Here is a 25,744-nt window from a genome sequence, read left to right as displayed (position 1 = left end):
TCATCCTCCCGCGAACACAACGACGTCGCCGCCGGCCCGGCTGCGGACCATGCCCTGGAACCACTCCTGGAACGCCGGGTCGTTGCCGCGCACGTCGAACACGACGGGCGGCTGGCCGCCGCCCTTCATGTCCAGCAGCCCCTGGAGCTTGCTCAGGGGAAGCACGGTCTCCTGCTCGCGTCCCTCACCGATCATGGCCAGGGTGGGGCCGGTGGTGACGCCTCCCTCGGCGAGGTAGGGGACGTAGGGCAGGAACGGGATGTCGACGCCGGGGATGCGGTTGGCGCCGCTGATCAGCCTGTTCACGCCGTAGATGCCGTCGTTGAGCAGGCTGATGATCCCGTTGAGCGACCACTTCAGACCGCCGACGACGCCGTCCCACATGCCATCGAAGAACCCGCCGATCCTGTCGACCCAGCCGCTGACCGTTGCCGCGATACCGCTCCACTGACGGGAGACCCAGCCGGTGATCGCGCCCCAGTTCTTGATGATGATGCCCAGCGGGGTGAAGTTGAAGAAGATCATCTTCACCGTGGCGACCGCCCAGTTGAACAGCGCGACGACGTCGTCCCACAGGCCCTGGAGCCAGCTCCAGACCGCCTCGAAGATCTTGACGGTCCAGGTCCGGATCGAGTCCCAGTTCTTGATGATGAGCACGGCCAGACCGACGACAGCCGCGATGATCAGCGCGATCGGCCAGATCGAGAGCAGCCATGCGCCGGCCATGATGGCGGCGTCCACCACCGCCGTGGCGGCCATGGAGACCCAGGCACCCACCCAGGCCGCGGCGGTGGCGACGGCCGAGCCGACCGCGGTCGCCGCGGTGGCCACGGTGCCGGCCCCGAACAGCGCGAACGTTCCGATCAAGCCGAACAGCGCGGTGCCGACCTGCGACACCACCCCGACCCAGCTGCCCATGACGCCCGCGCCGACCTGGTTGCGCTGGGCCTCGTTGAGGTCGAGCTGGGCGTTGCTGGCGTCGATGGCCGCCTGCTTGCCGTCGAGCGTGGCCTGGCTGTAGTCCGCGGTCGCCTGCTTACCGTCGATCTTGGCCTGGGTGGCGTCCGCGTCGGCCTGCTCCAGGTCGATCTGCGCCTGCTGAGCCTCAAGGGAGTTGGGGCCGAACTCCTTGACCGCGTCGTTGTAGTCCTTCTGGGCGACCTTCTGGTCCAGCAGGGCCTGCTTGAGGTCGATGCCCGACTGGGTGCCGTCCAGCTGGGCCTGGTTCGCATCGATCTGCGACTGCCGCATGTCGACGTTGGCCTGCTTGACGTCGAGCGCGGCCTGGGCGACGTCGTTCTGCGCCCGGGCGAGGTCATCAGCCCGCTGCGCCCCCGTGTTCCACAGGTCGACGGCGCCGTTGACGATGTCGCCCATGCTGGCGAACGCGCCCGCGGCGCCGAGCGCCCCCATGCCGACCTTGTCCATGCTGCCGGCGAGACCGCCGGCCTGGCCGTCCGCCTGGCCGAGGTCACCGCCCGCGTCGCCGGCCGCGTCGCCGAGCTTCTCGACGCTCTCGGCTGCGTCGTCGATCGTCGCGGACGTGTTGCCCATGTCCGCGGCGACCTCAATCGTCACGTCGGCCATGCTCGTCACCCCCCATCGACCGGTTGATGCCGCGGATGGCCGCCAGCATTTCCTGCGGCCCCTGGCGGTTAAGCCCGTAGGCCGGCAGGAAGTCGCGCACCTCGAACTTGCGGCCCTTGCCCCGGTTGGCGTTGGCGACGGTGGAGGCGATGGTCGCCGCCTGGATGTCGTGGCGGCGCCTGCCGAGCGGACCGGTGATCTTCTCGTAGGCCATCCACTCGGTCAGTTCCGCCGACCCCAGCCGCATGTCGAGGTCGGCCACGGTCATCCCGAGGTGTTCCGCTAGCCGGAAACGGAAGAGCCGCTCGGGTCGGCTGCGGAGTTTCCCTCGGCATCCTTCACCGCGAACCGGCCCATCTTCGACAGCTCCTGGACCTTAGCCGCCAGCCGCTCGATCACCGCGCCGGACTTCGAGCCGAGCTCGCCCGCGGCGATCTCCTTGTTGGAGTACAGCCGCTCGAACTTCTCGTCCACCATGGCCATGCCCACGAGCTTCTCGCGGTACGTCTTGAGCGACTCGACCTTCAGCGACGGGCTCTGCCCGTTGGCGACGACGCTTCCGGCCTCGATGTAGCCCCGGTCGGCGGCCGTGAGCTCCATCAGCCGGACCATCGCGCCCTCGCCCCACTCGGGCACGGGCACGTCCTCCCACGCGCGGTCGACGGCCGAGTTGATCTGAGCCTTCGTCAGCAGTGCCATGACGCTCCCCGCCTTCCTGGTGTGGTCAGCCGGGTCAGCCGGTCGCGGTCAGCGTGGGCTTGCCGGAGATCTTGAAGGTGCACTTGCGTTCCATCTTGTCGTCGTAGGGGAACTCGTCCCCGAGGTCGGTGATGAGCGCGGAGAACTCCCAGGTGTGCTCATCCGCCTTGCCCGGCAGGATGACGACCTGGTAGTCGCGCAGGTCGTCCTCCTCGAAGTCGTCGTCGAGCGCCTGGTGGGTCGTGTCGCCGGGGTCGTAGTTGATGGTGATCTCGACCTCGCCGCCGTCCTTGAGGCCCTTGACGAACTCCCGGTACTTGTCCGGGCTGTCGTGGGCGGTGACCTCGATGGCCTCGCGCGAGCGGGAGGGGCCGGACACGTCTGAGATGTTGGCGACGGCCGAAAAGGTGCCGGCGCCGTTGGTGTCGCGCTTGAGCTGGGTGCCGAATGCGTCAAGACCGGCCATGGTCTCCGCCTTTCTGGGGGTGAGCCGGCGCACGGGCCGGTGGGTGGTCGGACGTCTACGCGGGGGCGACCTCGGTGCCGATGCGGAACGTCAGCGGCACGTGGCGGATGTCGCCCGGGGGCTCGGGGTCCCGGAGCGTCTGGAGGGACACGAACCGCGTCCACCGGTGGACATGGCCCTCGATGGTCAGCGGCGCGTGGTCCAGGGCCTGGAGCACGCGGCCCGCGATCGTCAGGCTCTGCGCGAAGCCGCGGTTGCGGTCCCAGATGTGCAGGGTCTCCAGCACCTCGGAGCCGTACCGGTCATGGGAGTTGGCCGGGGTCTCCATCGCCTCGCCGATGACGATGTACGGGTAGGGCTGCTTCTCCTCGACCCAGTCGTACACGCCCTTGACCAGGTCCATGAGGGGGGCGTCGGCGAGGAGCGCGTCGAGGATGGCGGCCTGGGTGGGCAGTGCTGCCAGGCCCGGGACGGGGGCGCTCACCGCAGGGCCTGCCGTACCTCGTCGGTCAGCCGCCCCGCGTAGCGGCCGCGCTCGCGCTGAAGCGCCGGCCCGAGGGTCGGCTGTGCGGCCTGGCTGCGGGTGCCGTACTCGACGAACAGGGCGTAGTAGTCCTGCTGGTCGAACCAGCCGATCTCGGCGATCAGGCCGTCCTCGCGGTAGCGGATGTCGACGGTGTCCTTGAGGTGGTGGCTGTCCCGGCCGCTCGTGTCGACCGGCACGTTGCGGGCGACGTCCTCGGCGATAGCCTCCGCCGACTTCTGAACCCCCTTGGCGAGCCCCTGCCTGATCTCGTCGGGCAGATCCTCCAGGCGCCGCTTGAGGCGCGCGATGCCGGTGACGGTGACGTGCGCCCGTCCCCTACGCGCCATCGGGTCCGTCCTTCAGCAGGCTCTGCACGGCCGCCTCGTCTGCCACGTCGTTGACCACGTCCACCCGGTGTGCCTGGAGCTTGACCGTGACGGTGGGCAGCGTGTCCGGGTGGACGTCCACGATCAGGGCGCCGTCATCGCGTGAGATCGAGGCGGGCAGCTCCTCGCCGTCGACGAACACACGGCAGCTGCTGCCGTTCCGAACGACTTGGATCAGCTCGGGAATCGTCATGCGGTCACCTCTTTCCCAGCTGGCGGCGGATCTGGGCCAGCTCGCCGGCAATCGCGAGCAGCGCGTGCGCGATGACCAGGTCGGGGCGGCGGTCGAGGAGGCGTTCGGCTTCCTGGCGGTGTTCGAGGGGGTCGCGCGGCAGCGGCGGCCGCGGCTGCTCGCCGTCCATCAGGCGGGCAGTTCGAACGGGCGGACCGTGACCGTGGTCACGGCGCTGTAGGTGATGGCCGCGCGGCCGGTCGTCCCCCGGAAGACGCTGGCCAGCGGGATCAGCCCCATCTTGCCCGCGGCGATGGCGTAGGTGGGGTCGGCGACCGCGAGTCCGGACACGGTGCCCGGGGTGGCGAGGGTGACGGTGATGGATCCGCCCGAGCCGTTGTTGACGTACAGGAACCGGCGGGGGCCTACCTCGGCGGTGTCGCCTCCCACCGCCGCGGCGGTCGCCTGGGCCGCGAGGTCGAGGATGCCCGAGGCAACAGAGATCTTGGTCGTCGTCAGGTCAGCCATCTGGCTCCCCTTCTCCTTGGATGAGCTGGGCTTGGGCTTTGCGGTAGACGGGCGTGGACGGGGCGACGACGGCGAGCACCCGCCACTGCTCGCCCGTGCCCTCGTCGCGCAGCTCGTCGCCACGGCGTACGTCGGCGGACGGCTGGAGGTAGATGTCGTGGCTGTGGTCACTGTCCAGCTGCGCGGCCACAAGCCGTTCGGAGGCGGACGGCTGGTCGACCTTCGCGGCGACCGGCGCGGGCTGAAGGGCCAGGGTGGCGGTCTGCCCGCCGTAGCCGTCCGGCGAGGAGACCGGCCGCCACACCTCCAGCTCCCTGTTGAGCAGGTGGGTGATCGGCCCGGTCACGACTGCGTCCTGGCCGTGTAGGCGCCCAAGAGCTTGCGGTCGTTGTTGGACAGCTCCATGCCGACGTCGGTGGCCGTGTTGTAGGAGCGGGACAGGTCCCCGAGGGTCTCCGAGGTGAGGTTGTTCGGGTTGCTCCAGGGGGCCACACACAGCCGCATCGCGATCCGCTTCAGCGACATCGGGTACGAGGCCAGGCCCGCAGTGACGACGGCCTCGATGGCGCGGTCACCCTCGGGCCAGCAGGCCCCGACGCGGGTGAGGGTGCCGGCCGCGGACCACGTGTAGTCGTGGTCCGCTCCGAACGTGAGGACCTCGTCGTCACCGGTGTCCTTCAGCAGCGTCACGGAGGTGACTGCGGTGACCGGCCACCGGGGCAGCACCAGCTTGCGGCCGCCAGCGCCGTCCAGGACGAGCGTGTCGGTGGCCAGCTCCAGGGACTGCCCGGTCTCCTCCTCGATGCACGCGCCCGCCAGGTCGAGGAGGAACTCCGCCTGCGCCGTCTCCTCCTCGGTGAACGGACCGGCGTGCCGGATGAACAGGCGGAACTCCTCGGCGGTCGCGTACGCCATCAGTCGCCGCTCTCCGCCTCACGCCGCGCGAGCTCGGTCGTGATCGCGTCGAGGATCTCGGCCTTCTTCGACGCGTCACCCAGGTCGATCTGCTGCTCGGCGGCGAAGGCCTTCAGCTGCTCGACGGTCCGCTTCTCCAGCGGCTTGTCGGCCTCGATCTCGGTGTCGGGCTCGGCCCGGGTGCCCGGGCCGGCGGCCGCCAGGTCCTCCTCGGCGAGGACCGCGTACCCGCCGTCGAGGAGCTCGACGGCACGGTCCTCGCTGCACTGCCCGGGCACGTCGTACGTCTTGCCGTTCTCCAGCGTGCCCTCGGGGTGAGCCGACAGGGTCTTCATGGTGATGCGCATGGTGTCCTCTCAGGCGGGGAGCTTGCGCGGGTTGCCGCGCACGACGGTGGCCGAGCACAGCAGGGTCGGGGTCGAGGTGCCGCCCACGACGGTGACGGCCGCGCGCAGGTAGCGCTTGATGCCGCGGTAGCCGATCTCGACGACCGCACCGCCGGCGGTCACCGCGGCGGGCTGGCCGCTGTCGAGGTCGGCGGCCGCCACCGCGGCGAAGCTGCTGTTGTCGCTCGACTCCTGCACCTCGAACGTGAACGACGGCGTGGTGCCGCTGATCGCGCCGAGGTCGAGGACGACGGTCGCGGCGTCGAAGCCGGCCAGGTCCACGCCGGTACCGTTCGCCGTCGCGGTCCTGGAGGCGGGCGCCAGGGACTGCACCACGCTGATGTGGCTCTTGAGGTCGCTCATGGGTTTCCTTCCGGAGGATCGTTCCGTCGGAGAGTGCGGCCGCGGCCGCGGGTCAGGAGGTGGCGGCCTTGAGGCGGACGAACGCCTCGGCCATGACGGGCATGCCGTCGGACTCCATGCGGCCGATGAACCCGACCTGGTTGGTCTCGGCGTACAGCTCGACCAGGCGCTGGATGTCCATGGCGAGCGCGTCGACGATCCAGTAGAAGGAGAAGTCGCCGAACATCCCCACGTAGTTGCCGTTGGTGAAGGTGTTGGGCACGAACTCGTTGACCTCGTACGGAGAGTCGAGGACGGTGTCGGGGCGGTCCGCGGCAAGGCCCGGCTGCCACACATACTGACCGTTGTCGTCCTTGATCTTGCGGACGATGCGGATCGCGTCGCGGTGGAACAGCCACCGCGCCTTGGCCCAGTACTGGGACTTGAGCGAGTACTTGGCGTCGATCAGGCCGTCGCTGGTGAAGCCGGTCGCGCTCCCGGTGGCGACGTCCCGCGAGGCGGGGATGCCGTCGCTGGAGGCGGTGAACAGGCCCAGCGGCTTCTTGTTGCCGTCGCCGGTCATGAACGCCTTCTCCTGCGTCACGCCGAACTTGTACTCCAGGCGCTGGCGCACGATGTTCTCGGGGCTGATCGCCGCGCGCCGCAGCAGCGTACGGCTCACCTTGACGCGCTTGGCGACCGGGTTGGGCCGCAGCTCCCGCTTGCCGAAGCGCAGGCTGTCGTCCTGGCTGCCGGTGGACACCTCGGACGTCCAGTCGGCGTCGTTGAGGTCGGTGTCCAGGGTCGGCACACCGAGGGACTCGGCGGTCGTGATCTGCTGCACCGTGGCTAGCCGGCGGATGGCGACCATGTCGTCGACGGCCTGAAGCAGTTCCTGCACGAACTGCTGCGGCGCCATGAGGAACCCGCCCTCGGGGTCGCTGCCCATGTTCAGGGCGCGGGCCTGCTGCTCGGTCAGCTGGGCGCGGCCGTTGAGGAGGTAGGCGCGGAACGCCTTGGCCTCGGCCGTCTCGTCGCCGCCCTTGCCACGCTTGTCGTCGGGGAGGTCGTCGACCTTGTCCCGCTCGTCCTCCAGCAGCTTCTCGGCCCGCTCGATGGTGGCGTCGATCTGGTCGCGCTCGTCCATCAGCTTGTCGAAGCGGGTGTTCTCCTCGCCGTTCATGGCGCGGCCGGCGCTGGTCGCCTCCTCCATGATCGCCTTGGCGTCGGCGCCGAGCTTGGTCCGCTTCGCCTTGAGCTCGCGGATCTTGAGAGTGGTCATGCTTCCGTCCCCTCGTGGGTGTGGGTGGTGCCGCCGGTGTGCCGGGGGCGGGAGTGGTGGGTCAGAGGCCTGCAAGCCGCAGCAGGCGGGCCTTGTGGGCGTCGGCGGCCGCGCGGGCGTCGTCGTCCTCGTCATCGGTGCCGGCCGCCGCGAGCAGCTCGCTCAGCGCATCGACGGCGTTCTGCACCAGGGCCTTGTTCTTCTTCGACAGCACCGCGCCCGCACGCAGGGCTCCGATCTCCAGCTCGGCGAGCTTCGTCATGACGGCCTGGGCGAAGGCCTCGCCGCCCGGGCCCCGCTGGTCCAGGCCGAGCGCGCGCATGACGGCCAGCTGGTCGGCGCGGCCGTCGGCGACCAGGGCGCTGGGGTCCATGGGAAGCGGTACTGCGGAGACCTCGAACAGCTCCCAGGCCTTGACGGTGCCTTCGTCGTCGATGTCGTGGACGTCGAAGCCGATCGAGAACGCGTTGAGGAACTTGTTGCGGTACTTGCGCTCGATGGTGGTGGCGAAGTCGTCGTCCTGGTCGAAGACGACGTCCATGAGCAGCTGGTCGCCGTCGACGCGGGTGTCCTGGGCTCGGCCCTTGGGCAGGCCCTCGACACCCCAGTAGCTGTGGCCGTAGCCGATCACGGGGTTGGACTGGAAGCGCTCAAGGTCGACGCCGTCCATGAGCAGGTTGAGGCCGTCTCCCTTGCGGCCCGCCGTGGCGGCGACGATCGGCAGCGGACTGCCCATCGCCTTGTCCGTGTCGCCGTCGCCGTCGGCGCGCTGCACGAAGCCGCGCGTGTAGTGGCGGCCGCGCCGGTCCCTGACCTTCATCGGTTCCTCCCGGGGTCTCGTATCTGCCGATCGCGCGGCGAGTGAGGTTGCTGGCGCCGGACGTCGGTGGGCCCCTCGCGCAGGGGTGCGTCCGCGGCCTCGTCGTCGCGGCCGGCGCCGTAGCCGTCACGCCATCCGCGCAGGTACTCCTCGCTGGGCTGGCTCATGGGACGGGCACCACCTGACAGTCACAGCCCACGTGCACGGGCGGGTGGAAGGTGTTCCGCTTGGCGGTGAGCTTCTCGCCCTCGGCGTCACCGTCGAGCTCATCGCCCTTGCTGATGAACGGGTCCTCGATCGGCGTGGTGGCGCCGTCGAGCTTCTTGCAGTACGGGCAGGTCTTCGAGCCCTGGGTGACCCACTTCAGCGAGCGGACCCCGGCGTCCTTCCAGGTCTCGCGGGCGGCCGCGTTGGAGAGCTGGGTGCCCTCCCACCGGGCCACCTCCTGCGGCCGCTCGTCCTGCCACTTCGTGAACCGGGCGACGATGTCGGCGGCGACCTGGTCGGACTCGGACTCATCCGCGATCTTCCGCAACTGGCCGAAGCTGGACGAGATCCGGTAGCCGACGTGCGACTGCACGTACGCGCGCGACCACTTGGACAGGTCGACGTCGTCCTCGTACCCGACCTCGTCGGCCGCCTCGGTCGCGACGTCGGCGGCGAAGGACGTGAAGATCGGCAGCCACAGGCTCGTCATCCGCTCGGCGATCGGGCCGTCATCCGCGTACAGCGTGCGGAGCGCGGCCAGGAACGCGAGGACCGAGCGGCGGCCGCGGCCGCCGTCGGTGTCCTCGTCGGGGGCGGGCAGGTGCTCGTCGACGAGCTTGCCTACCTTCTCCGCCTCCAGGTCGGCGACCTCTTGGTCCGCGTCGACGATCTTCGAGACCCAGGCGTCCGTGACGTTGGCCCGGGCCTTCCAGGAGCGGCGGCCGCGCAGGGCCCGGGCCAGCCGCATGATCGAGCGCGCGGGCCCAGCGTCGCTGCTGCCGGCGGCGGGCACCATGTTGAGCGGGACCAGGTAGGCGTCGCCGCCGTCGACGGGGTTCATGTTCTCCCGCTCGCGCACGTCGTTCGCGGACAGCCATCCCCACTGGCGGCCGATCGCGTACGCCGCGTACCGGGCGGCGGTGTCGCCGCGCAGCAGCGCGTCGACCAGGTGCTCGGGGAAGTAGCGGGCCCGCTCCTCGGGCAGCAGCAGCTGCGTGACGATCGCCTGTTCCCAGCGGGTCAGCCAGGACGCCAGCGCCATCGACACGTAGTCGAGCTGCTGCTGCTCGATGTTGGAGAACGTGGCCCGGTCGAGGTCGCCGATCATGTGCGGGGGCAGCCGCAGCCACCGCGACATGTCGGTCACCTGGAGCTTGCGCGTCTCCAGGAACTGGTTCGCGTCGTTGGGCAGACCCACCGACGTCCAGGTGACGCCCTCCTCCATGATCGCCATGAGGCCGGCCCGGTTGATGCCGCGGTGCAGGTTCTCCCAGTCGGCGCGCATCCGCTTGCGGGCCTCGTCCGACACGGTGTCCGGGTGGGTGAGGATGCCGCCCGGGGCGCTGTTGTTGTCGAAGGTCTTGGCGCCGTAGTGCTCGGTCGCCAGTCCCAGGCCGATCGAGTTCGCGGCCAGCTCGACGATGGAGTGCCCGCCCAGGCCGTTGTCGCCGACCCCGCCCACGAACAGGACCTCGCCGGGGGCGAGGTTGGCGTAGATCCCGTTGACGTCGTCGAGGTACTGGTACCAGCGCTGGAAGCGGCCGTTGCCCATGCGCCGGCACTTCACGTGCAGCCGGTCGGGGCGCAGCGGCCACAGCTCCTCGATGACCCCGGTGCGCTGGTGGGTGACGACGTAGGCGGCGCCGCGGCCCCAGTTCATGCAGTGCCCGGTCAGGTTCTCCCGGAAGGCGAGCGCGCCCATCATGTCGTTGGGGGCGTCGTGCAGCAGCGCGTACAGCGGGTGGTCGGTGGCCCGCTGCTTGCCGCGCTCAAGGCGCTCGTACATGAGCAGCGGCAGGCCGCCGACGTCCTCGGAGATCACGCGCACGCCCGCGAAGTACGGCGCGTACATCATCGCCGTCTCCTGGTCGACGCGGACGCCGGCACTGTTGTGGATGCCGCCGGTCCACCACTCCTCGACCCACTTCTCCGGGGTGGCGATCCCCGACAGCGGGCCGGACGTGGCGCGCTCGACGGCCTGCACCGCGGTACGCAGGAAGCCCATCAGCCCTCACCGCCCTTCGCCGCCTCGACGGCCTTGGCGAGCCGCTCGCGCGCGGCCGCGCCCTGCGCGGCGACCGCTCCGCAGACGGCGACGGTGAGGAGGACCAGGCCCGCCGAGGCGATGCCCAGCCAGGGGGCCAGCAGGCCCAGGCCGCCCCCCAGGAGCAGGACTCCGGCCAGGCCGAGCACATCCCAGCGATCCACCGGTCCCCCCAATCAGCCGAGCATGCCCCGGCTCTCGTACACGGACTTCTTGGGCAGGCCGCGCATCGAGCCGTCGAGCGCGAACAGCAGGGCGGGGATGCCGTCGATGCGCTTGCCGGTCTTGTCGCGGTCGGGCTTGACCGGGCGCAGCCGGTCGGGGTCATCGCGCGGGGACTTCTTCTCGACGGTGTCGGCCATCCACCGGGCGACCGGGTTGCCGAAGTGGCGCAGCTCGTCGTCCTTCGACTTCAGCCGGCGCATCAGCTCGGCCATGGGCGGGGTCATCCGCAGGTAGGTGGTGTCCGACTCGACCATGGTCAGCCGGGTGCGCTTGACGATCTCCTGCCGTACGGGCTCGCCGCTCCACTTGTCGTAGGTGATGTCGACGATCCGGAACGCCTTGTGGTCGGTCTCGATGTCGTCGTAGATCGTGTCGTAGTCGATCGTGTCGCCGTCGGTCGCGGTGATCCAGCCGTCCTCGACCCACTCGGCGAACTTGCCGCCGGTGTGCTCGGCGAGCTGCGGTACGACCGACTCGGGGATCCAGAACCGCCACAGCACCTCGCCCCCGGGGAAGACCAGCGCGTAGGCGGTGAGGTCGAGCTTGCTGGACAGGTCCAGACCGCCCCAGCAGCGTTGCCCCTTGAGGCGGCCGCGGACCCAGTCCGGCGTCGGTGCGACCTCGCCGGTGCGGGCGTTCCACAGGTCCATGGAGATCCAGCGGGTGACCTGCGAGACGCGCTGGTTGAGGCGGAACTGGCGGAACCCGTTCTCCTTGGACAGGTCTGTGCGGGCCTCGATGGCGTCCTCGCGCAGGGCCTGCACGGACAGGAAGCTGCCGAGGGCCGGGTTGGGCCAGGCCCAGTTCTTCTCGTCCCACGGGTCGAGGCTGACGGGCAGCTCGGGCCGCGCGGGGAACAGCCGCCACAGCCGCTCCAGCTCGTCGACGTCGCGCGGCATCTTGCGCACGTAGGCGAAGTGGTGCGGCGCCCGGGCCGGGTCTTCCATGACCCGGTCGGCCTCGTCGATGAACTCGGCCCCGAAGGAGACCTGGTCGGTCGTCTCGGTGGTGATCGCCAGCATGAGCGGCTGCGTGCGCGCGCCGGCGCCGGTGACCATGGCCTTCCACAGCGTGTCGTCCGGCTGGCTGAGGACCTCGTCGAGGATGAAGCAGTGCGGGCTGTGCCCGAGTTCGTTGTCGGCGTCGGAGGGGATCGCCTCGTAGTGGCTGGAGGTCTTCTCGTCGACCAGGCGGCGGATGTTCTTGATGTGCTTCAGCCGCGCCGCGAGGATCGGCGACTTCCGCATCATCTTGACCGCGGGCTCGAACACCTTCCCGGCCTGGCGAGTGTTGGCGGCCGCACAGTAGATCTCTGCGGACTCCTCGCCGTCCCCGACGAGCATGTACAGCGCGATCCCCGAGAGCAGCGCGCTCTTGCCGTTCTTGCGGGCCATGACGATCGTCGCCCGGGAGTAGCGGCGGACGTAGCGGCCCCACTGCTCGGACCAGACCACCTCGCCGAACAGGGGCCGGATGATCTCGTGCTCTTGCCACGGCGCGAGTTCGAAGCGGGTGTTGGCGAGCGCGCCGGCGGGGTGGATGAGCAGCTCGGCGAAGAACTTGACGACCTTGTCGGCGCGCGGCTCGCAGTAGTGCGCGCCCCGCCGGGTGCACGTCTTCCCGTCGAGGGTGTAGCCGCACGTGCCGCCGCGGCGGGAGGCCGGCCGCCACCGCTTGTGGTGGTCGACCTTGAGGACGCGCCGCCTCGTCGTACGGCGCGGGCGGGTGGCGGCCTTGCTGCGGGCGGGGCGCCGGGTCGTCGCGGCCGGGGACATGGCACCCTCCCGAGGTTCAGGACAGCAGCCGCTCCGCGCCCTGGCCGTTGCCCTCGTTCGGGATCTTCAGCCCTGCCCGGTCGGACGGGGTGAGGCCGAAGCGGGCGCCGTACCGCTGGACTTGGACGTCGGCGGCGTCGAGGGCGAGGAGCCACGGGTTCTTCGCGCGCCGTGTCCCGGTGAGCTCGCCGTTCTTGTTGAAGACGTTCAGCTCGACGACGGCGCCCTCCTCGTCGACGTGCTCGGCGGCGTCCCGCCGACGGGCCACGGCGTCGCACCAGTTCGCGAAGGCCTCGACGTCCCACGGGGTCAGGACGCGCTTGGCCTCCAGCTCGGGGGCGTAGCCGTCCCAGACCTCCAGGGCACGGTCGCCGAGCCAGTCGGGTGGGGCGACCTCGCCGGCGTCGGGCTGCGGCTCGTCGGTGTTGATCCGGTCCTTGCGGTCGCCGTGCAGCACCCGCAGTGCGGTCGGCTTCCCGACCGGTCCGCGCTTCCCCATGACCACCTCCGGCCGCCTCGGACGGTCACTCATCGTTACGGCGGCGGCCCCGGTACGGCGGATCCCGTTACCTGTCAGCGCGAGAGGGGGCTCCCCCCCGCGTTCCGCGGTCCCCAGGAGCCAGGGATCGGAGGCCCCCTCCCCTCACGCTCTGTCAGAACGGCGGTGCCTCGTCGTTCCAGCCGGCGGGCTGGTTGCGGCCGGTCTCCTTGGAGTGGCAGGGGTGGCACAGGCCGCGGCCGTGCCTGGGGTCATGCTCGTCCCAGTCCCGCTCTCTCAGCTCGCGCTTGGACAGCGGCCAGTGGTCGGCATGCTCGCTGGGCGCGCCGCACGGCGCGGCGTGGTCGTGGGTCTCCTCGGTGCACACGCAGCTCGGGTGCTTGGCGAGGACTCCGGCGCGGAAGCGGTCGCGGTGCTCGGCGCCGTAGCCCTGGGCTGAGGCCGAGGGGCGGGGACGGCGGGAGCGGGCCAGGCAGTCAGCGCACTTGGCCGAGCCGCGTACGGGGGTGCCCGGGCAGCTGCCTGTCGTGCACGGGCGAGGAGCGCGGGAGGGCATGTGGGCTCACCTCCATGGGGCCGGACCCAGGAGGTGCTGCGGTGCTCAGGGGCAGTTGAGCGCGAGGTAGGGCCAGGTGCCGGGAGCGGTAGTGCCGGGGCCGGCGTGGGCCCGGTAGGAGTCGGCGTCGGCGTACCAGCGGGCTCGGCAGACGTACCGCGTGGCGTCTCGGCTGTGCTGGACCTTGAGGTAGTACAGCTCGGGTCCGCGGATGTTTCGGGCGTACGCCCGGATGGCGGCCTGGGCCTGGGCGGTGGTGGCGCCGGGGATGATGAGGTCGACGCTGCCGGTGGTGCCGGTGGTGGCTGCGGACGTTGCGGCTGTGGGCGGCCGGTGGTCGGCGGTCTCGCTGGTGGTCTGGCTGGCGCAGCTGGTGAGCGCGAGCAGGGCTAAGCCGGACGCTGTGATGGTGGCGCGGGTGCGCATGATCCCCCCAGGGCGTATGTGCCTGATGGTCCATCATGCGTCATGTGAAGCCAGTGTGAAGGCCGTTCGGTCCCGCTCGCCGGACAGTGGGTGTCAGGGGGCGCCCGCGAGGACGAGGGCGCGGGCGCGTGTCTTCTTCTCGGCCTGGGCGAGGTCGGGGAGGGCGTAGAGGCGGCGGCCGTGTTCGTCGAGGCCGCAGGCGGCGAGGTGGCCGCGGCTGGCCCACTGGCGGATGGTGCAGGGCTTGACGGCGGCGGCGCCGCCTGAGATGGCGCGGCGCCATCGGGTGGCGAGCCGGGCGGCTTCGGGGGCGGTGTAGCGGGGGGTGTCCATCGTTCACCCCCTGCCCACCTTGTGAAGGCGTCAGCCCCGGGCCTGGCGGGTCCGGGGCTGACGCGGTGGCGCGTGAGGTGCGACCTCCGCGCGGTGAATTCCGTGGTGCGGGCACACGTGTGCCGTTGGCAGGAGTGTGACGCTAAGTGGTGATCTTTGTCCAGCAGGAACACGCGGCCCGCCACGACGGGGGTTGTGTGGCGGGCCGGTGTGCACCTTGTGAAGCGACGGACAGTCGCGTGCGGGAGGCAGTGTGACACAGAGTCAGGCGGCGGGTGGGTCGGCGGCCTGGTGGGCGGCGAGGAACTCGGCGGCGTGCTGGTCGTAGGCGTCGGGGTCGATCTGGTGGCCGCAGGCGGTGCAGGTGATGGGCCATTGGCCGTCGGTGCGGACGAGGCCGAACGTGTCGCACCGAGGGCAGGGGGCGGTCATGGGGTGGCGGTGGGGTACGGCGTGGGTGATGTCGCGGATGCGGTGGACGAGGGTGTCGAGGTCGCGGTGCAGTTCGGCGGCGAGCGGCAGCGTGAGGGCGTACGGCAGGTACGCGGTGAGCCAGGTGCACCAGCCGGTGATGGTCTCGCCGTACGTCGGCCAGGCCTGCTCGCAGGGCTGGGTGCGGGCGACGCCGTGGGGGTCGCGGGTGGCGGCGGGGTAGTGGTAGGCGATGTGGCCGGCCCAGCCGCCGAGGAGGGCGCGGATCGGGATCTCGCCGCCTGCTTCCTCGTAGGGCTGGTCTGGTGGCCCAGCGTGGCCGGGGCCGAGGAGGACCAGGACGCGGAGGTCGACGGGTATGGGGGCGGTGGCGCGGCCGGTGCCGCCGAGGCGGCCCTGGGCGGGGCGTCCGGCGGGCGCGGCGAACTCGGCCAGGAGCGCGGCCTGGGCGGGGAGTTCGGCGAGGTATCCGCGGAGCTCGCCGGCGTGCAGCTGGCAGAGGTGCTGTCCGTCGGGCGCGGTGCGGGGGCAGATCGGGCAGCTGCTCATCGCTGCTGCTGTTCGGTGCGTGCGGCGTCGAGGACGGCCTTGGCCTTGAAGAGGTCGGGGATGGGCACCTTGCCCCTGCGACGGCTGGTGCGGTCCTCGCCCATGAGGGTGTCGGCGAGGTCGTCGAAGGACTTGGTGACCTTGGCGACGGCGCGCCGCATGGCGTCCTCGGTGGCCTTGCTCAGGGCGTCGACCTGCTTCTTCACCTCGGCATCGAACAGTTCGTCGGTGAGGAGCGGGACGAGCTCGCGGGCGGTCTTGATCTCGTTGTGGAGGTCCTTGAGGAGGCCGTGGGCTTCCCGCCTCTCCTCCGCGATCTGGCCACGGAGGCGCTGGAGGTCCTCGCGGAGGCTGCGGGCCTCGTTGATCTCGGCGATGAGCTGGGCGCGGGTCTGCTGGAGGTCCTCGGTGCTGGGCTGGCTCACTGCTTGGTCTCCGGTCGGTGGGTGGTGGTCATGTGTACTGGCGGGTAATGGGTGTCTTGCGCGTGCGCGCGCCTGCGTTCGTGCGCGCGGTAACCGCAGGCGCGCGTGCGCGCAGGGGGTCAGGTGGTGTGGGCGAAGCGGTGGATGCCGGTGAGGACGGTGGGGAGGTCGGTTAGGGGGATGTGGACGGCTGTGGAGGTGGTGCGGTCGGCGCGGGCGGTGCGCAGGGCGAGGGCGGGGCGGTCGCGGCGGGTGACGAGTTGGGCGGTGAGGTGGTCGCCGTCGGGGTCGGTGTAGCGGTAGGTGTCGGCGGTGGTGGTGTGGGGGCCGGTGATGTCGGCGGGGTTGAGGATGCCGGTGATGAGGGCGACGGCGACGGTCTGGGGGATGCCCTGGGTGCCGAGGGCGTCGGCGGCCTGGCTGAGGATGCGGCTGACGGACTGGGGGGTGACGTACTCGGTCTTGGCGATGGCGTCGTGGTGCTGGCCGCTGGCGGCGAGGGCGAGGCAGCGGCGTTGGCGTTCGGTGAGGGATCTCATGGTCATCAGTTCCGGGTGGGGTGGCTGGTGGTGGGCAGGGCGGCGAGCTGCCGGCGGGCGGCGGCGAGGGTGCGGCGGCGGTCGCGGTGGGCCTCGCTGCGGTCGATGAGCCGGGTGGCCGTGGTGTGGACGGCGAGGGCGAGGGCGGCGGCCAGGCCGAGGACGAGGACGGTGGCGAGGCCGCCGAGCATGGCGATCGTGAAGGTCTGGGCGGGGGTCATCGCGCGGTGCGTCCGTGGTGGCGGTCGCGGAGGTCGCGCAGGCATTCGTAGCCGAGGGCGAGGGCGCTGAGTGTGCCGACGGCGGCCCATCCCCATTCGTCGCGCAGCGCGGCGGCTATGGCGGCGGCGGTGGCGAGGAGGGTGATGAGGGCGTGGGTGGCGATGGCGCGGAGGGTGGGCACGGGTGGGGTCCTGGTCGTGTGGGTGTGGATGGTGTAGCCGTGGGTGGTGAGGGTGGTGTCGATGTCGGTGGCGGCCTGGGCGGGGTCGAAGGGGGCTGCGGGGTCGGTGGTGGTCCACCAGTCCCAGAGGGCGTCGGCGATGACCTGTCGGGGCGGGGTGGGCTGTGTCATCGCTGCCACCTGACGGGGCGTATGCCGCGGTTGCGGGGTGCGGACGGGCGGGGCTGCCGGGGTGGGGGGACGGTGCAGGTGGCGATGTGGGGCATGTGGAGGCGCTCGTCGGCCTCGGGGGTGGGGCGCTCGCTGGAGAGCTGGCGGACGAGCCAGCGGCCGGTCCGGTCGCACCTCACGGCCTGGTTGCCGTCCTGGTTGCGGGGGCGGTCGACCATCTGGGCTTTCTGGTTGACGGTGACGCACCAGATGACTTCTGATCCGCATCTGGGGCAGTGGCCGGGGCCGTTGGGTGGGGCGGGGCGCGGGAACGGGTGCATCGCATCGGGTCCTTTCGGTCAGGCGCAGTCGGCGCAGAGGCCGCGGTGCAGGCGGTGGCGGGAGGGGCGCTGGCACTGGGTGCACTCGTGCCAGGCCTCGGTATGCGGGGGATGCGCTGTGGCGAGGTCGAGGCCCTCGCAGGCCTTGCAGGGCTCGCCGGAGTGGGCGAGGAAGCCCCAGTGGCAGTTGGGTCTGCCGCACTTGCTGCGCACGGGCAGGACGGCGCCGAGGAGCCAGCGGCCGGGGTCGCGGATGTCCTGGTCGGGGGTCCAGCGGCGCAGGCGGCTGATCTGGTCGCGGATCTCGGCGGGCCAGAACCCGGCGTCGAGCTGGCGTCCGACCTCGCGGGCGATGCGCCGCACGGCGAACTTGCTGATGTGGGGCAGGAGATCGTGCACGGGCTCCAGGACGTCCCAGACGCGCGGGCTGAGGGTGAGCCCGGGTCCGGCGTACGCCGGGGGCGCAGTGGGGCGCACACGGCCGCGCAGGGCGGGCGGCACGACACCGGCCGGACGGCGACCGTCCACGATCGGGCTACCGGCGGTATCCACAGGCGGGCGACCACTTACGGTCAGATCGCCTACGGCGGAAGAACCACCGGCCGGGCCGGTGCTTCCCCGGTCGTTCAGTTCTAGGTCTTCCTTATACGCGGGGGCCCCGCCTTCAGCGTCGGGAGCCGCCCCGCCTTCAGCGTCAGGGGTCGACGGCGACGAGGTGCCGGGCCGGGGCGGGCGGCCGTCGGGCTCGTCGACGGGGCGGACCGGGTCGTCGTGGACGGTGACCTGGTGGCGGCCGCGGTAGCCGGCCCGCTTGTCCTGGGTGATCCATCCGGCGCCCTCCAGCTCGTCCAGGAGGCGCGCGGCGGTGGCGTCGTGCAGGGGCTGACCAGCGCTCTTGCCGCCGTGGTGGCGCAGGACGGCGCCGATCTCGGCGAGGGACAGGTCCCGCTTCTCGACGAGGACCGTGTAGCGCAGCAGAAGGTAGAGGCGGTGCAGGATGCCGCGCAGGGTGTCGAGCGCCCTCACCGGCGCGCACACGTACCGCTCGTCCTCCTCGAGGGAGCGGCACGTCCGCTCGTTCGTACGGCCGGTGCCGGTGCCCTTGTGCGAGCGCTGCTTGCGGGTGAGCTCCTGCACTCCGTCCGTCGGCGCAGGCCTCGACAGCCGCGTCAGCGACTTCTCGACGGTCGAGACGCCGAGGCCGGTGAAGGCCGAGAGCTTCTCGACGGAGGCCTCGCACGAGCGGCCCCGGGCGAGGGCCTTGACCTTGCCGTAGACCTTCGGGTCCGCGTCCGCGTACGCCTCGGCGTCCAGCACCAGGCGCAGCGGGTAGCGCACCCACTGCCCGCGCGCAGCACCACCGGCCCCGCCACGGCTGTGGCGGGGCTCGGCAGCGAGCTCGCGGGAGTGGGTCACGGGGTCCTAGCTGGTGTCGGCGTCCTCGGCGGAGTCGTCGCCGGGGACGGTGTAGGTGGTGCCGCACGGGCCGGTGCGGATGCCGGGGAAGATGTGGCGGTGGATCGCGCCGCAGCCGCCCGGGCCGTCGCAGCGCACCGCGTACTCGGTGCGGCCCTGGGTGCGGATCGGCTGCACCTCGGCGGCCGCCGGGCCGCCGTACGCGGGCGGGTCGTCGGGCAGCAGCGCTAACTGCGCCTGGTGCCCGCTCACTCGGGCACCTCGCCGGTACTCGGCAACTCGCCCCGGGCCCCGGGCAGGGTGAGGGTGATCGGACGCTTCGCTGCCCGCCCCCGAGTCGCGGTGTCCGGCCCCGGCCTGCGCATCCAGCCGTAGCGCCCCAGATGTGCCAGAGCCTGGCGCACGTGCCGGGTGACCAGTCCGGTGGCCTCGGCGAGGACGTCGGGGTCCTGGAGGTCACCCGCCGGGATGTGACCCATCTCGCCGGCGTGGTGGGCGAGGGTCAGCGCGACCAGACGGGTGCTGCGGTGCATCTGGCTGCCGAGCACCGCGGCCTCCCAGCGGTGGCGGTCGTACGGTCCGGCGGCCGCCTCGACGACCAGGTCGGACGCGGCGGCCGGGGCCGTGCAGTGCCCGCCCGGCACCGGCGTACCGCACCGGTCCGCCACATCGCGCGGGGACGTTCTGTTCTCCATCGGGTTCCTTCCAGGTCTGGTCAGCCGGGGCTTCGGGGCCCCGGGCAGGTCCGGGTGTGCTCGGCGGTGACGCGGGCCGTGAAGGCTGCGACGTCGACGGCGCCAGCCGCGGCCCTTGCGCCAGTCACCGAGGTCGACCCACAGGCCGAACATCCGGTCACGCAGGGGGGTGGGCCGCCCGCCGCTGGGGGGTGGGGCGGACGGCCCGGTCATCAGGCGCCCTCGGCGGGCGGCGCGGAGCCCGTACGGCGGGGCACGGACCCCGGCGGGCCGACGGTCAGGTCCCGTACGACGAACGGCTGGCCCGGCTGGATCCGCCCGGCGAGGACCGCCTGCCGGTAGCCGAACGCGAGCACGACGACCGCCTGGTTGATCAGCGCGTCCGGGCTCAGGCCGGTCGCCGCGAGCACCGCGAGGTCGCGGCGCAGCGCCGGCCACCGCCGCAGATCGATCAGGAGATCGTCCGCGTGCGCCACCCTGCGCGGCAGCTGCGCCACCCGCGCACCGACCGGCTCGTCCAGCGGCTCACCGCCCGGCTCGTCCACCGGCGCGCCCTCCTCGGACACGGCCTCGCTGACCTGCGGCTCATCCACATCGCCCGGCTCACCAGGCGGCTCGGCGAGCGGCTCGTCGACCGGCTCGGCGGCGGCCCGCAGCTTCTCCAGGTCGCGGCGCACCGTGTCCTTGGAGACCCCGAGCCGCTGCGCGATCCTGCGCCGGCTCAGTCCTTCGTCGGCCAGCTGGCGCACCAGCGTGAGCCGGTCCGCCCGCGTCACTGCGCCGCCCCCTCACGCAGACGAGGAGCGAGCACGAACGGGCGTGGCCGCTCGGGCTGCGCCGTGTCGAGGGCCGCGAGGATGATCTCGGCGAGCCGCTCCGGGCGCCCGGTCCAGCTGTCACACGCGGACCGGCCGGCCTGGGTGTAGCGGTGCGCGACGGTGACCATCGTGGTCGCCGCGAACGCGCGCGGCACGGTGGCCACGATCGCCGCGGTGACGACGGCGAGCCGCGGGTCCGGGTCCTCGGCGGGCTGGCTCAGCAGCTCCCCCGCGGTCTCCCGCGAGATGCCCAGCTCGGCCGCCACCCGCCGCGCGCCGAAGCCGCGCTCGCGCTGTAGGCGGTGCGCTTCCGCGCGCTGGTCGACGTCGCTCATCACTCGCCGTCCCGGTAGTCGTCTTCGTCGTCCAGGTCCCGGCCGTAGTAGGGGTCGGGGTCGACGCACGTGGCCATGCCCTCGGCCGCCCACTCGTCGTAGGCGCGCGGGTCCGGCAGCAGCTGGAGCGGCACGACGACCGCCAACTGCACACCGCTGCTCGCGAGTTCGTTCTCCGCCGGGAGCTCCAGCACGATCTCGCCGGGCAGCCCAGGCGCCTGCTGGACGAACCGGTCGTTCAGCCCCTCGGCGAAGGCCTGGTACCCGGCGGCGACGTCGGCGGCCGCATCACTGTCCTCGTAGAGGCCGGCGAAGTGGACGCCGGTGACCTTCGCGCCGACGGTGACGACCGCGTGCAGCTGCTCGGGCAGCGCCGGGCACTCGTGCGCGGGCTCCACGTGGTCGGGGTTCTCGCTGCAAGCGCCGCGGTGCTGGCGCGGCCGCGCGCAGTCCGACTGCTCGGAGGTGAAGCCCGGGGCTCCGCACGGGGGCAGCGGCTTGTCCGAGCGCAGCCGGGCCAGGGCGAGGTCGGGCTCACCGCGTTCGAGGTACTTCTCGGCCTCGCTGACCGCCTGCGCGAGGGCCAACGACCCGAGCGCCAGGCCCGACTGCTCCGTCCGGGCGCGCAGGGCGGCGGGGCCGTCGTGCACGGCCTGGCCGTCGCGGACGATCGTCAGCCGCTGCGGGCCCGCCTCGAACCACGCCTCGTGCAGCGGGCTGTCGGAGGCCTCGCACGCGAAGGCTCCCGCGAACTGCTCCTGCGCGGGCGGCACGGTGGGGCTGAGGGCGAGCAGCTGCATGCTCAGCAGGCCGTCCCCGGCGTCGCTGACGATGTAGGTCTCGCCGGTCGCCGGACTCTCTCCGGCCTGCTCGTAGTGGACGTGGACCAGGTCGCCGGGGCGGGCCGGGTACCAGGGCGCCGAGACGAGCCGCTGGTTCGCGCCGGTCAGCGCGGCGAGCTCGTCGACGAGGTTGCGCCGGCGCTTGGCGTCCTCGGCCTGGGCGAGCGGGCTGAGCTGCTCGGGGGTGTCGGGGCGGCCGTGCAGGCGGGTGACGATGTGCCGGGCGACGTCGTGGACATCCCCCGCCCAGACGTTGCCCTCGGCAGCCATGTCGGCGGTGGCGCCCGGGGCACGGCCCCACAGACGCACGGCCGGGGTGTGCGGGCCCATCTTCGACAGGGCCTCGGTGATGATCTCCAGCTCAACAGAGCGGCGCATCAGGTTCCTTCGGTGTGGTGCCCGGGCGGGCGGGACGGGTGTCAGGGCACGTCCGCCCGCCCGGGAGAACGGGGTGGGGTCAGGAGTGCGCGGCGGCGGCCGCGGCCAGGTCGCGGGTGGTGTGCTGGATCCACGGCACGGTCAGCGCGTCCAGCCGGGTGCGGGCGTCGATCCGGCCCAGGCGGCGGCCGCACTGGCAGGTGCCGACCAGGTCGCGGCCCTGGTACTCGACGACCAGGGCGTGACCGACGGCCACGCTCCCGGGCATCGCCGCGTCGGCCTTGACCAGCGCCCGGTCGACGGCCTCGGCGAGCTGCGGCACGGTCGCCGTCCACTCGACGACCGTGGACCGGGGGCCGAGCCCCTGCACCAGCCGCTCCCCCAACTCGCTGCCCAGCAGGGGGCGTTCGAGGACAGAGCGACGCAGGACGGCGGCGATCACGTCGGCACGGGTCACGACAGCTCCCGGGGGTAGCGGTAGGTCGCACGCGTCCGGCGGACGCGGCGGCCTCGGTTCAGGTGGAAAGCGGGATGCCACGGCCCGGTCAGGGGCGGCGGGCGGTGCGCGCCGTCGAACGGCTCCTGGGTCACCCGCGGCAGGGCGCGGCGGCCGCGGGAGTCGATGACGCCGGCGACCACCCACAGCACGAGGGCGACCCCCAGGGCCAGGGCGATCAGCCACTGTCCGCCGCTCACCGCAGGCCCTCCCGCTCCGTGAAGGCGGCCACGGCCGCCTCCAGGGCGTCCGCGTCCTCCCAGCGGGCCTCGAACGGTTCCACCCACTCGGCGCCGCCGAGTCCGTGCCGCGCGAAATGCCGCGCGGCGTCGGCGACCAGGACGGGGTGGGCGTAGAGGCCGACGGGCAGCGCCCGGTAGTCGGTGACCGTGTGGACCGTCCAGCCGGCCGAGGCCGACCAGCGAACCGTCAGTCCGTCCGCCCGGGCCGCCTCGTCCAGGCCCTCGTGATCCGGCGGCCACACCAGGCGCAGGAACAGCACCCGGTGACCGCCCACGGCGGCCAGGCCCGCCTCGACGAACTCCGGCGGACACAGCCGACTCGCCACGACCTCGGCATGCACGGCGTCCCCGTACGGCAGATGCGGTAAGGCCAGGGCCAGGCCCGGGTGAACGCCGTCCGGCGGCGGCTGGAGGCCGCTGCGGATGTCCTTCCCGGTGTCCCCGGCCACGGCGGCCGCGCTCTCCTCGATGGCGCTCATGCCACACCACCGTCCGCGGGGTCGGCGACGTCGATGCAGGACACGGACACGCGCAGGCCGTCGAGCAGGCCGGTGGTGTTCAGATGAACGTTGCCGGGGTTGTGGGGCTCGGTCTTGACGGGTGCGTCAAGACGAGCCGCCCACAGTTCAACGGCCGTGCGGTTCTGGCAGACCAGGTGCAGGAAACAACTGGGGGCCGTGTCGGAGAAGTGCGGGCTGATCCGGGACGGCGCCGGCAAGTCCTCAGGGAAGGCGTCCAGGAACGCGCGGACGCCCATGGCGAACCGGAACAGGCCCGCTTCCAGCTGCCCCAGCCGTGCCAGTCCCTGGGACTTCGCCTCGGCCAGCGCGGCGATCATCTCGGTCTCACGACTGGTCACAAGCCACCCCCCGGCATCTCCGCGAGGCGGGCACCGACCCAGCGGGCGGCCGCGAGCACGGTCCGCAGCGGCGAACCGCCGCGCCCTTGGCCGTCGTTGGAGTGCATGAACCGCAGGTGCTGGCCGTAGCCGTACCGGCCCTCGGGGTCCGGCACGGCCAGCGCCGTCCACACCAGGCCGCCGAGCTTGCCGCGGCCCTGGGTGAGCTGACCGACGACCGTGTCCTTGGTGACGGCCTTGACGCCGGTGCGGGTGACGACGAAGTCGTACGGCTCCTCACCCCGCGCACCGCCCACGTCCAACCACGGCCGCGCGGGCCACAGCAGCAGGCCCGCCCTCGGGCGGGGCGGCAGCCCGTAAGGCAGCCACCGGGAGCTGGTCTCGGAGACGCCGGTGTCCTCGGAGCTCTCCACGGTGACCACGCGGGCCGTCCCGCACGAGTGGCACACGATCCGCACCAAGGTCTTGGTGAAGGTGTTCCCGTGCGTGCAGCACTCGTCCGCGCACTTGTGGGCCAGCGGAGGCTCCCCGTAGCCGTGGTAACGCCTGGCGTTCTCGTCGGTACGGCTGGCGATGTCCCAGGACGGCTTCTTGCAGTCCTCCAGGTGCTGGAGCTGCTCCCAGCCCAGATAGGTGTCGAGCCCGTAGGAGGTCACTGGGCGCCGCCCGGGGTGGCCACGGTGGTGTCGACGAACGGGATCGGCTCGTCGGGGTCGACGAGGTCGTCGCCGGCGCGGGCGAGGGCGTCGAACACGCACTCGTCGCAGCAGTACCAGCGCGGCCCGTCACCGAGCGCGGCGATCTCCAGCCGGGACCAGCCGAGCAACGTCGGGTCCGAGGCGTCCAAGTCGTCGGCGCTACCGCAACCGACCGTCGGGCACTCGGCGTTGATGTCGCGGACCTGGAGGTCGAGGAGCGAGCCGAGGGCCCGGCGCTGCTCGGCGGGAAGGACGAGGGCGGCGCTGCCGCCGCGCGCGGTCGTCACCGGGACGAGCGTGCTCTCGCCCTCGGTGTCGCCGGACGGGCCCATCACCAGGCCGTCCCACTTCAGGGCGAGCGGGGCGCCGGTGGGGGACGTGCCGTCGGCGGCCGCCAGGACCTCGCGGACCATCAGCAGGTCGGTGTCCGGGCGGCCCTCGCACAGCTGGCCGATCGCCCGCCACCGCGCACGCAGCCACTCCAGCGTCGTACGGTCCTGCGCGGCGGCCGCGAGCTCGGCACTGTCCTCGGCCCGGGCCTGCTCGTACGCGGCCGAGGCGATCGCCGCGGCACGCTCGGGGTCGAAGAGGATGCCGGCGGCGAGCTCGGCCTGGGCGATCTCGGCAGCCGTCGACGACCCGTTGGTCATCGCCGCCGAGATCACGCCGGTCGCGAGCCGCACCGTGCGCGCCGGGTCCGGCACGGCCTGCGCAATGTCGGCGCGCACCGGGAGCGCGACACCGTACGCGGCGTACGCCTCACGAGCCGCGTCCGGCACCGACGGCTGCACGGGCGGGAGTTCTGGGGGCAGAGCCCCGGGGGACGTCTGGGATGATGCGGTCACGGTCTCCTCATTTCGTCTGGGGTGAGGTGTGCCGAGGGGTCGCGTCCGGGTCCAGCCGGGCGCGGCCCCGAACCTTTGGGTCAGGCGGCCGCCGAGACGGCGCCCGCGGCGGGGGCCGTGTCACTGCGGAGCAGGACGGCCAGGCGCCGGATTTCGGCCTCGGTGAGGCGGCACTTCGGGCAGTCGTTCGGGTCGGGTACGAGGTGCTCGCACGGCTCCTCGAAACCCGCGAGGAACGCCGCGTCTGCCGTCAAGATCCGGCTCATGCGACCGCCGGCTCCGGCGGCATGAGATCGGCGACCTCGCAGCCGAACTCCTCTGCCAGTCGCAAGAGGACCGGGGCTGAAGCTCCGCTCTTCCCCTTCTCGATGCGGCACAACTGCGCGGCAGAGATGCCGACGCGTTCCGCAACTTGGTTCTGAGGGAGCCCCGCCTGCACTCGCTTGCGCCGGACCCGCGCAGGGTCCTGGGCAAGCCGCGAAGTTTGGGCTTGTTCCATGCCGGAGACATTACGCAGGATTACAGTAATCGTCAACGAGTACGACAATTGACGGGAGCCAAGGCCTGTGACGTGCGTAATTACGCGACGTTGCGTAGACTTACCGCCCGGTCAACCCAGCCGGGAGTGTGGATGAAGCCAGAGCAGGCCACCCCTGAGCCCCCGCCGGAGGCGATCCTCATCCGCCGGGCCAGGCAAGCGCGCGGCCTGACGAGGGCTCAGGCGGCAGAGCGCAGCGGCGTAGTCAAGGCCTCCCGCTGGGGGCAGATCGAGAACGGCTACGTGATGAAGGCCGGCGTCGCCGTGCCCACCAAGCCTGGCGCCATGCAGCTTGCCCACATGGCCCGCACAGTCGGCCTCTCTCCAGAGCGGCTCGACGGAGCGGGCGCCCACGATGCGGCCGAGATCCTTCGGGACATCCTCGAACAGGACCGCGCCACCTACGCAGACATGTCCGACCGGCTGGAACGGACAGCGTGGGAAATGCCGATCGATGTTGAGCACCGCAAGGTCATCATCGACATGCTGCGTGAGGCGAAGTCCCAAGGTCAGGGCCGCAGCGCGTAGCGCACATGCGCTCAGCTGCGGCTTTACCCATGCTCAAAGTG

The 25,744-nt window shown here is 71.9% G+C and carries 44 protein-coding genes; 1 reads left to right on the top strand and 43 read right to left on the bottom strand.

Going from position 1 to position 25,744, the window contains the following annotated elements:
- The 43 genes from G3I78_RS16415 to G3I78_RS16205 form a co-directional block, all read right to left on the bottom strand.
- Positions 1-1,587, bottom strand: coding sequence for a hypothetical protein (locus tag G3I78_RS16415; protein ID WP_164424981.1), 1,587 nt, complete (start codon positions 1,585-1,587; stop codon positions 1-3).
- The gene (locus G3I78_RS16410; RefSeq protein ID WP_164424979.1) at positions 1,568-1,855 is read right to left on the bottom strand and encodes a DUF4035 domain-containing protein; all 288 of its coding nucleotides are present in this window, start codon (positions 1,853-1,855) and stop codon (positions 1,568-1,570) included. Before G3I78_RS16410 ends, G3I78_RS16415 begins: the two co-directional genes overlap by 20 nt.
- Positions 1,856-1,869: 14 nt before the next feature.
- Complete coding sequence (locus G3I78_RS16405) at positions 1,870-2,286, bottom strand: hypothetical protein (RefSeq protein WP_164424977.1); 417 nt, start codon at positions 2,284-2,286, stop codon at positions 1,870-1,872.
- 34 nt (positions 2,287-2,320) lie between these two features.
- Entirely contained in the window at positions 2,321-2,752 is a 432-nt protein-coding gene (locus tag G3I78_RS16400; protein ID WP_164424975.1) for a phage tail tube protein, read from the bottom strand.
- A 55-nt stretch (positions 2,753-2,807) separates the two neighbouring features.
- Positions 2,808-3,236 carry a DUF3168 domain-containing protein gene (locus G3I78_RS16395; protein ID WP_164424973.1) on the bottom strand — a complete coding sequence of 143 codons (429 nt, stop codon included), beginning with the start codon at positions 3,234-3,236 and terminating at the stop codon, positions 2,808-2,810.
- The gene (locus G3I78_RS16390; protein ID WP_164424971.1) at positions 3,233-3,625 is read right to left on the bottom strand and encodes an HK97-gp10 family putative phage morphogenesis protein; all 393 of its coding nucleotides are present in this window, start codon (positions 3,623-3,625) and stop codon (positions 3,233-3,235) included. Before G3I78_RS16390 ends, G3I78_RS16395 begins: the two co-directional genes overlap by 4 nt.
- Complete coding sequence (locus G3I78_RS16385) at positions 3,615-3,857, bottom strand: hypothetical protein (RefSeq protein ID WP_164424969.1); 243 nt, start codon at positions 3,855-3,857, stop codon at positions 3,615-3,617. Before G3I78_RS16385 ends, G3I78_RS16390 begins: the two co-directional genes overlap by 11 nt.
- Before the next feature lie 4 nt (positions 3,858-3,861).
- Positions 3,862-4,026 (bottom strand): hypothetical protein, encoded by a 165-nt coding sequence (locus G3I78_RS16380; protein WP_164424967.1) that lies wholly within the window; start codon positions 4,024-4,026, stop codon positions 3,862-3,864.
- A complete protein-coding gene (locus G3I78_RS16375; protein ID WP_164424965.1) occupies positions 4,026-4,364 on the bottom strand; it encodes a hypothetical protein in 339 nt (112 codons plus the stop codon). The genes G3I78_RS16380 and G3I78_RS16375 overlap by 1 nt, the downstream gene beginning before the upstream one ends.
- Positions 4,357-4,710, bottom strand: coding sequence for a head-tail adaptor protein (locus tag G3I78_RS16370; protein WP_343243772.1), 354 nt, complete (start codon positions 4,708-4,710; stop codon positions 4,357-4,359). Before G3I78_RS16370 ends, G3I78_RS16375 begins: the two co-directional genes overlap by 8 nt.
- Positions 4,707-5,279 (bottom strand): hypothetical protein, encoded by a 573-nt coding sequence (locus G3I78_RS16365; protein ID WP_164424963.1) that lies wholly within the window; start codon positions 5,277-5,279, stop codon positions 4,707-4,709. The genes G3I78_RS16370 and G3I78_RS16365 overlap by 4 nt, the downstream gene beginning before the upstream one ends.
- Complete coding sequence (locus tag G3I78_RS16360) at positions 5,279-5,626, bottom strand: hypothetical protein (RefSeq protein WP_164424961.1); 348 nt, start codon at positions 5,624-5,626, stop codon at positions 5,279-5,281. The genes G3I78_RS16365 and G3I78_RS16360 overlap by 1 nt, the downstream gene beginning before the upstream one ends.
- A 9-nt stretch (positions 5,627-5,635) precedes the next feature.
- The gene (locus G3I78_RS16355; protein WP_164424958.1) at positions 5,636-6,028 is read right to left on the bottom strand and encodes a hypothetical protein; all 393 of its coding nucleotides are present in this window, start codon (positions 6,026-6,028) and stop codon (positions 5,636-5,638) included.
- A gap of 52 nt (positions 6,029-6,080) precedes the next feature.
- On the bottom strand, positions 6,081-7,289 hold the full coding sequence (locus tag G3I78_RS16350; RefSeq protein ID WP_164424956.1) for a phage major capsid protein: 1,209 nt from the start codon (positions 7,287-7,289) through the stop codon (positions 6,081-6,083).
- Between the two features lie 61 nt (positions 7,290-7,350).
- Entirely contained in the window at positions 7,351-8,109 is a 759-nt protein-coding gene (locus G3I78_RS16345) for a hypothetical protein (protein WP_164424954.1), read from the bottom strand.
- Entirely contained in the window at positions 8,106-8,276 is a 171-nt protein-coding gene (locus tag G3I78_RS16340) for a hypothetical protein (protein WP_164424952.1), read from the bottom strand. The genes G3I78_RS16345 and G3I78_RS16340 overlap by 4 nt, the downstream gene beginning before the upstream one ends.
- On the bottom strand, positions 8,273-10,321 hold the full coding sequence (locus G3I78_RS16335) for a phage portal protein (protein ID WP_164424950.1): 2,049 nt from the start codon (positions 10,319-10,321) through the stop codon (positions 8,273-8,275). Before G3I78_RS16335 ends, G3I78_RS16340 begins: the two co-directional genes overlap by 4 nt.
- Positions 10,321-10,524 carry a hypothetical protein gene (locus tag G3I78_RS16330; RefSeq protein ID WP_164424948.1) on the bottom strand — a complete coding sequence of 68 codons (204 nt, stop codon included), beginning with the start codon at positions 10,522-10,524 and terminating at the stop codon, positions 10,321-10,323. Before G3I78_RS16330 ends, G3I78_RS16335 begins: the two co-directional genes overlap by 1 nt.
- 12 nt (positions 10,525-10,536) lie before the next feature.
- The gene (locus tag G3I78_RS16325) at positions 10,537-12,360 is read right to left on the bottom strand and encodes a terminase TerL endonuclease subunit (protein ID WP_164424946.1); all 1,824 of its coding nucleotides are present in this window, start codon (positions 12,358-12,360) and stop codon (positions 10,537-10,539) included.
- 16 nt (positions 12,361-12,376) lie between these two features.
- Entirely contained in the window at positions 12,377-12,859 is a 483-nt protein-coding gene (locus G3I78_RS16320; RefSeq protein WP_164424944.1) for a phage terminase small subunit P27 family, read from the bottom strand.
- A gap of 154 nt (positions 12,860-13,013) precedes the next feature.
- Complete coding sequence (locus G3I78_RS51195) at positions 13,014-13,415, bottom strand: holin (protein WP_203615006.1); 402 nt, start codon at positions 13,413-13,415, stop codon at positions 13,014-13,016.
- 45 nt (positions 13,416-13,460) lie between these two features.
- Positions 13,461-13,841: a hypothetical protein gene (locus tag G3I78_RS16310; protein ID WP_164424942.1), complete on the bottom strand. Its 381-nt coding sequence runs from the start codon at positions 13,839-13,841 to the stop codon at positions 13,461-13,463.
- Between the two features lie 93 nt (positions 13,842-13,934).
- Positions 13,935-14,174, bottom strand: a complete 240-nt coding sequence (locus G3I78_RS16305) for a MerR family transcriptional regulator (protein ID WP_164424940.1) — start codon at positions 14,172-14,174, stop codon at positions 13,935-13,937.
- A 264-nt stretch (positions 14,175-14,438) separates the two neighbouring features.
- Positions 14,439-15,155: a hypothetical protein gene (locus G3I78_RS16300; protein ID WP_164424938.1), complete on the bottom strand. Its 717-nt coding sequence runs from the start codon at positions 15,153-15,155 to the stop codon at positions 14,439-14,441.
- Entirely contained in the window at positions 15,152-15,580 is a 429-nt protein-coding gene (locus tag G3I78_RS16295; protein ID WP_164424937.1) for a hypothetical protein, read from the bottom strand. The genes G3I78_RS16300 and G3I78_RS16295 overlap by 4 nt, the downstream gene beginning before the upstream one ends.
- A 119-nt stretch (positions 15,581-15,699) precedes the next feature.
- Entirely contained in the window at positions 15,700-16,125 is a 426-nt protein-coding gene (locus G3I78_RS16290) for a hypothetical protein (RefSeq protein WP_164424935.1), read from the bottom strand.
- Complete coding sequence (locus G3I78_RS16285) at positions 16,125-16,340, bottom strand: hypothetical protein (protein WP_164424933.1); 216 nt, start codon at positions 16,338-16,340, stop codon at positions 16,125-16,127. Before G3I78_RS16285 ends, G3I78_RS16290 begins: the two co-directional genes overlap by 1 nt.
- Entirely contained in the window at positions 16,337-16,693 is a 357-nt protein-coding gene (locus tag G3I78_RS16280; protein ID WP_164424931.1) for a hypothetical protein, read from the bottom strand. Before G3I78_RS16280 ends, G3I78_RS16285 begins: the two co-directional genes overlap by 4 nt.
- The gene (locus tag G3I78_RS16275; RefSeq protein ID WP_164424929.1) at positions 16,690-17,013 is read right to left on the bottom strand and encodes a hypothetical protein; all 324 of its coding nucleotides are present in this window, start codon (positions 17,011-17,013) and stop codon (positions 16,690-16,692) included. The genes G3I78_RS16280 and G3I78_RS16275 overlap by 4 nt, the downstream gene beginning before the upstream one ends.
- An 18-nt stretch (positions 17,014-17,031) precedes the next feature.
- A complete protein-coding gene (locus tag G3I78_RS16270; protein ID WP_164424926.1) occupies positions 17,032-18,429 on the bottom strand; it encodes a hypothetical protein in 1,398 nt (465 codons plus the stop codon).
- Positions 18,430-18,435: 6 nt separating this feature from the next.
- A complete protein-coding gene (locus G3I78_RS16265) occupies positions 18,436-18,681 on the bottom strand; it encodes a hypothetical protein (RefSeq protein WP_164424924.1) in 246 nt (81 codons plus the stop codon).
- A complete protein-coding gene (locus G3I78_RS16260; RefSeq protein WP_164424922.1) occupies positions 18,678-19,124 on the bottom strand; it encodes a hypothetical protein in 447 nt (148 codons plus the stop codon). Before G3I78_RS16260 ends, G3I78_RS16265 begins: the two co-directional genes overlap by 4 nt.
- A gap of 212 nt (positions 19,125-19,336) precedes the next feature.
- Complete coding sequence (locus G3I78_RS16255) at positions 19,337-19,900, bottom strand: helix-turn-helix domain-containing protein (RefSeq protein WP_164424920.1); 564 nt, start codon at positions 19,898-19,900, stop codon at positions 19,337-19,339.
- Positions 19,897-20,277 (bottom strand): hypothetical protein, encoded by a 381-nt coding sequence (locus tag G3I78_RS16250; RefSeq protein WP_164424918.1) that lies wholly within the window; start codon positions 20,275-20,277, stop codon positions 19,897-19,899. The genes G3I78_RS16255 and G3I78_RS16250 overlap by 4 nt, the downstream gene beginning before the upstream one ends.
- On the bottom strand, positions 20,277-21,497 hold the full coding sequence (locus tag G3I78_RS16245) for a hypothetical protein (protein WP_164424916.1): 1,221 nt from the start codon (positions 21,495-21,497) through the stop codon (positions 20,277-20,279). Before G3I78_RS16245 ends, G3I78_RS16250 begins: the two co-directional genes overlap by 1 nt.
- Before the next feature lie 79 nt (positions 21,498-21,576).
- Positions 21,577-21,954: a hypothetical protein gene (locus G3I78_RS16240; protein WP_164424914.1), complete on the bottom strand. Its 378-nt coding sequence runs from the start codon at positions 21,952-21,954 to the stop codon at positions 21,577-21,579.
- Positions 21,951-22,193: a hypothetical protein gene (locus G3I78_RS16235; protein ID WP_164424912.1), complete on the bottom strand. Its 243-nt coding sequence runs from the start codon at positions 22,191-22,193 to the stop codon at positions 21,951-21,953. Before G3I78_RS16235 ends, G3I78_RS16240 begins: the two co-directional genes overlap by 4 nt.
- Positions 22,190-22,714 carry a hypothetical protein gene (locus G3I78_RS16230; RefSeq protein WP_164424910.1) on the bottom strand — a complete coding sequence of 175 codons (525 nt, stop codon included), beginning with the start codon at positions 22,712-22,714 and terminating at the stop codon, positions 22,190-22,192. Before G3I78_RS16230 ends, G3I78_RS16235 begins: the two co-directional genes overlap by 4 nt.
- Complete coding sequence (locus G3I78_RS16225; RefSeq protein WP_164424907.1) at positions 22,711-23,094, bottom strand: hypothetical protein; 384 nt, start codon at positions 23,092-23,094, stop codon at positions 22,711-22,713. The genes G3I78_RS16230 and G3I78_RS16225 overlap by 4 nt, the downstream gene beginning before the upstream one ends.
- Entirely contained in the window at positions 23,091-23,750 is a 660-nt protein-coding gene (locus G3I78_RS16220; protein ID WP_164424905.1) for a hypothetical protein, read from the bottom strand. Before G3I78_RS16220 ends, G3I78_RS16225 begins: the two co-directional genes overlap by 4 nt.
- Entirely contained in the window at positions 23,747-24,637 is an 891-nt protein-coding gene (locus tag G3I78_RS16215) for a hypothetical protein (protein WP_164424904.1), read from the bottom strand. The genes G3I78_RS16220 and G3I78_RS16215 overlap by 4 nt, the downstream gene beginning before the upstream one ends.
- Positions 24,638-24,717: 80 nt before the next feature.
- On the bottom strand, positions 24,718-24,903 hold the full coding sequence (locus G3I78_RS16210) for a hypothetical protein (protein ID WP_164424902.1): 186 nt from the start codon (positions 24,901-24,903) through the stop codon (positions 24,718-24,720).
- The gene (locus tag G3I78_RS16205) at positions 24,900-25,136 is read right to left on the bottom strand and encodes a helix-turn-helix transcriptional regulator (RefSeq protein ID WP_164424900.1); all 237 of its coding nucleotides are present in this window, start codon (positions 25,134-25,136) and stop codon (positions 24,900-24,902) included. The genes G3I78_RS16210 and G3I78_RS16205 overlap by 4 nt, the downstream gene beginning before the upstream one ends.
- A gap of 132 nt (positions 25,137-25,268) precedes the next feature.
- On the opposite strand from G3I78_RS16205, the gene G3I78_RS16200 reads away from it, so the two are divergent.
- Complete coding sequence (locus tag G3I78_RS16200; RefSeq protein WP_164424898.1) at positions 25,269-25,703, top strand: helix-turn-helix transcriptional regulator; 435 nt, start codon at positions 25,269-25,271, stop codon at positions 25,701-25,703.
- Positions 25,704-25,744: the final 41 nt, after the last annotated feature.

The sequence above is a fragment of the Streptomyces sp. SID13726 genome, assembly GCF_010548375.1.
Classification (GTDB): domain Bacteria; phylum Actinomycetota; class Actinomycetes; order Streptomycetales; family Streptomycetaceae; genus Streptomyces.
The sequence above is the reverse complement of the archived record's forward strand: the minus strand, read 5'-3'. Positions and strand labels throughout refer to the sequence as shown.